Raw genomic sequence first — 2,797 nt, forward strand, 5'->3', positions numbered from 1 at the left:
GCCGGCGGGCGGGGGCGTTCCCACGGGGGGACCCAGGCGGCGGCCTGGTCGGCCAGCGAGTCCCCGCGTTCCTCGTCACTCATCCCGCTCATCCTCCGTCGTTGCCGTCCCGGCCGGCCCGCCGGACTCCCCCGCCGGCTCCGACCCGGCCGGCTCCGACCCCGCCGACTCCGACCCGGCCGGCTCCGGGTCGGCCGGACTGCCGGCGTACTCGTCGACGTGCAGCTCGGTGTCACCGTCGGCCGGCCCGGTCCAGCGCACGGTCAACTCCTCCAGGGCCTGCTCCTGCACGAAGACGACCAGACCCTCCCGGTACAGCTCCAGCAGCGCGAGGAACCGGGCCACCACCTCCAGGGTGGCCTCGCAGTCGGCGCAGAGCAGCGAGAACGTGGCCGTGCCGGCGCGGCGCAGCCGGGTGGCGAGGATCGCCGCGTGCTCCCGGACACTCACCCGGACCATGTGCACGTGGGCGATGGAGACCTCCGGCACCGGCTTCGGGGTCATCGCCTTCACGGCCAGCTTCAACAGCCGCTGCGGGCCGATGCCGAGCACCAGGTCGGGCAGGGCCTCGGCGTACCGGGGCTCCAGGCTGACCGCCCGCGGATAGCGGCGACCGCCGACCGCCTCCAACTCGGCGATGTGCGCCGCGGCCTCCTTGTACGCCTTGTACTGCAACAGGCGGGCGAAGAGCAGGTCCCGCGCCTCCAGCAGGGCGAGGTCCTCCTCGTCCTCCACGTCGGCGGAGGGCAGCAGCCGGGCGGCCTTCAGGTCCAGCAGCGTCGCGGCGATCAGCAGGAACTCGCTGGCCTCGTCGAGGTCCCAGTCGTCGCCCATGGCGCGGATGTAGGCGATGAACTCGTCGGTGACCGTGTGCAGGGCCACCTCGGTCACGTCGAGCTTGTGCTTGCCGATCAGTTGCAGCAGCAGGTCGAACGGCCCGGTGAAGTTGGCAAGCCGCACCGTGAAACCGGTGGGTTGTACACCGTCGACCGCGGCGGCGGCGACCTCGGGCGGCACGGCCGGCGGGTCGAGGGGTGGCGCGGTCACCGCACGACCGTAGTCCACGAGACGGACACGGGGCTTTCCGGCTACCGCTCCGACTGGGCGGCGATCACCTCGCGGGCCAGCTGACGGTAGTTGCGCGCCCCGGAGGACGCCGGGTCCATCGTCGTGATGGGTGCGCCGGCCACCGTGGACTCGGGGAACTTCACCGTCTTGGTGATGACCGTCTGGTAGACCTTGTCGCCGAACGCCTCGACCACCCGCTGCAGCACCTGGCGGCAGTGGGTGGTGCGGCTGTCGTACATGGTGGCGAGGATGCCTTCCAGCTCCAGGTCGAAGTTGAGTCGCTCGCGCACCTTGTCGATGGTGTCCAGCAGCAGCGCCACACCGCGCAGGCTGAAGAACTCGCATTCGAGCGGAATGAGCACACCGTGCGCGACGGTCAGCGCGTTGATCGCCAACAGGCCCAGCGAGGGCTGGCAGTCGATCAGGATGTAGTCGTACTCCTTGCGGACCGACCGCAGGACCCGGGCCAGGGCCATCTCCCGGGCCACCTCGTTGACGAGCTGGATCTCCGCGGCGGAGAGGTCGATGTTGGCCGGCAGCAGGTGCAGGCCCGCCACGTCGGTCTTGATGAGGACGTCCTCGGCGGTCACGTCGTCCTGCATGAGCAGGTTGTAGACGGACAGGTCGAGGTTGTGCGGGTTGACCCCCAGGCCCACCGAGAGCGCGCCCTGCGGGTCGAAGTCGACCAGCAGCACCTTGCGGCCGTACTCGGCCAACGCGGCGCCCAGGTTGATGGTGGTGGTGGTCTTTCCGACGCCGCCCTTCTGATTGGCCATCGCGATGATGCGCGCCGGGCCGTGCCGATCGGTGGGCATCGGCTCGGGGATGGGCTTGCGCATCGTGTAGGCCGCCGGGTCCGCCGGACCCAGGTCCGCGCCGAGCGTGGCCTGCTGCTCGCGGAGCTCCGACGTCCAGGTCTCGGCACGGTCACCGTTGCCAGCCATGTCCTCGTTGCCCCCTCCCGACGACCCACCCGGCGTCGGAGCCGTCCGACGTCCTTCGCGGCGCCGCTGCGCACCCCGGTCGTGTCGCCCCAGGAGGTCCGCGCCGATGCCGACTGTACGCCACCGACCACCAGGGGGTTCGGCACCGGCCCGGCGTGTCGGGACCGACCGGCCGGCGGCCTCAGCCCCGGGCGCGCGGGTGGGCGGTGGCGTACACCTCGCGCAGACGCTCGACGGTGACCAGGGTGTAGACCTGGGTGGTGGTCACCGAGGCGTGGCCGAGCAACTCCTGGACCACCCGCACGTCGGCGCCACCGTCGAGCAGGTGGGTGGCGTACGAGTGGCGCAGGGTGTGCGGGGACACCGCCGCGGGTCCGTCGACCGGCAGTCCGGCGCGCACGGCGGCACGGCGCAGGATGATCCAGGCACCCTGCCGGGACAGCGCACCGCCCCGGGCGTTGAGGAACACCGCGGGGGTGCCCCGCCCCGCCGCGGCCAGCCCGGGCCGGGCCCGGACCAGGTAGGCCCGCACCGCCTCGATGGCGTACCCGCCGATCGGCACCAGCCGTACCCGGCCCCCCTTGCCGCGCAGCAGCACCGTGCCCTCGTCGACGTCCAGGTCGTCCACGGCGGCGCCCACCGCCTCGGAGATGCGCGCGCCGGTGCCGTACAGGAACTCCAACAGCGCCCGGTCGCGCAGCGCGAGCGGCGCGTCCTCGCCGGTCGCCGTGACCGGGCCGGCGGTCTCCAGCAGCCGGACCACGTCGTCGACCGGCAGCGCGCGG

General features: G+C 72.6%; 3 protein-coding genes and 1 pseudogene. All 4 read right to left on the reverse strand.

The window, feature by feature from the left end:
• Nucleotides 1-83 (reverse strand): annotated as a pseudogene (locus JNW91_RS32905) (SMC-Scp complex subunit ScpB); the annotation flags it as partial.
• Complete coding sequence (locus JNW91_RS30890) at nt 76-1,047, reverse strand: segregation and condensation protein A (RefSeq protein ID WP_203178988.1); 972 nt, start codon at nt 1,045-1,047, stop codon at nt 76-78. The gene JNW91_RS30890 and the pseudogene JNW91_RS32905, both read right to left, overlap by 8 nt.
• A gap of 41 nt (nt 1,048-1,088) precedes the next feature.
• The gene (locus JNW91_RS30895; RefSeq protein WP_088990243.1) at nt 1,089-2,012 is read right to left on the reverse strand and encodes a ParA family protein; all 924 of its coding nucleotides are present in this window, start codon (nt 2,010-2,012) and stop codon (nt 1,089-1,091) included.
• A 181-nt stretch (nt 2,013-2,193) separates the two neighbouring features.
• The coding region (locus JNW91_RS30900) for a tyrosine-type recombinase/integrase (RefSeq protein WP_203178989.1) at nt 2,194-2,797 on the reverse strand (604 nt) is incomplete at its 5' end.

The organism is Micromonospora parastrephiae (assembly GCF_016802865.1).
Taxonomy (GTDB): Bacteria; Actinomycetota; Actinomycetes; order Mycobacteriales; family Micromonosporaceae; genus Micromonospora; species Micromonospora parastrephiae.

Coding starts and splice junctions, on each gene's coding strand:
- JNW91_RS30895 (WP_088990243.1), bottom strand. CDS start 2,012: ATGGCTGGCAACGGTGACCGTGCCGAGACCTGGACGTCGGAGCTCCGC.